General features: G+C 66.9%; 1 protein-coding gene and 1 pseudogene. One reads left to right on the forward strand and one right to left on the reverse strand.

Annotation, left to right across the window (positions count from 1 at the left end; genetic code table 11):
• Positions 1-289: pseudogene (locus ABZ070_RS37460) on the forward strand (site-specific integrase); the annotation flags it as partial.
• Between the two features lie 116 nt (positions 290-405).
• Here ABZ070_RS37460 and ABZ070_RS37465 read toward each other — a convergent pair.
• On the reverse strand, positions 406-1,035 hold the full coding sequence (locus ABZ070_RS37465) for a class I SAM-dependent methyltransferase (protein WP_356640686.1): 630 nt from the start codon (positions 1,033-1,035) through the stop codon (positions 406-408).
• Between the last annotated feature and the right edge of the window lie 177 nt (positions 1,036-1,212).

Genomic DNA, 1,212 nt, shown 5'->3' on the forward strand with positions numbered 1-1,212 from the left:
CGAACACGCTTGTGTCAGATGCCCCGTCCTGATCGTCCACGCGACAGAGCGTCCCCGGCTTGTCGAAATCCGCGACAACCTCCTCACGCGCATCTTGGAAGCCGAAAGGGAAGGCTGGCTCGGCGAGATCGAGGGGCTGCAGAGCAGCCTGACCCACGCCGAGGAGAAACTTGCCCAACTCGACGCCCAGACCTCCCGGAAGCAGGAGTCTGTCGACCTGGGAATTCCTACCTTCCGGGAGATCGTTGCTCGCACCACTGCGGCGGCCAACCCGCCGGGGCCTGCGTGACTGAACAGCTGTCACTCCGGCGTGCTCAGCGGACACCGCCACAGAACGCGGCACTTGGACGAGCTTCATCCACGTGGATGATCTACACCACCCCGACCTCGGCCACGGGCCACGTTCTACAAGCGGCGGGCCAGCAGGTGGGTGTCGAGGAAGCCCCGCTCAGACGCCGGGTCGTGGAGCAGCCGAGCCACCGTGACGAGTCCGGCCCCGGCCAGCAACTCGGCAAACTGCTCCGCCGGCCAGCTATAGGCAGGCGCCACCTTGTGGTCGAAGCGGACAGGCTCCGGCCCTTCGGTTCCGAAGAAGGACGCCAGGAGCAGGCCCCCTGGTGCCAGGACACGCACCTGCTCAGCGAGTAGCGCGGGCAATTCTCCAGGTGGGGTATGGATCACCGAGTAGTGGGCCAGCACTCCGCCGAGCGCGCCGTCCTCGACTGGCAGGGCCTCCATTCGCGCTTCGTCGAACCGCAGCGCCGGATGGGCCCGCCGGGCGTGGGCGACCATAGCGGGGGAGAGGTCGAGCCCGAAGGCGTCCAGCCCCAAGTCGTGCAACATGGCCGTCAAATGGCCGGGTCCGCACCCGACGTCGGCTGCCCGCAAGTTCCCCGTCCCACGCACGAGCTCGGCGAAGGTGCCGATCATGTTCCGTGCGAACGGCTGCGTCTCCAACCGATTAGCGAACATCGACGCATAAAGGTCGACGACCCCGTCGTAGGCCGCCCTGGTCTCGTCCTGGTGTCTTAACACGGGAAGGAAGCTAACACCCGCGCCGTTCACAGCGGTTCTCCGGCCCCAGACCGGCCCCTTCCCCGCAGGACCACCTGACCACGGGACGCCCCGGTAGTTCGGAGAAGGCAGCTGCCGAGGGTGCGCAGCGGTATTGGCGGAGTGCACTTGTTCCGCAGGTGCGGTATTCCGACGCGG

The sequence above is a fragment of the Streptomyces sp. NPDC006283 genome (assembly GCF_040613325.1).
GTDB lineage: Bacteria > Actinomycetota > Actinomycetes > Streptomycetales > Streptomycetaceae > Streptomyces.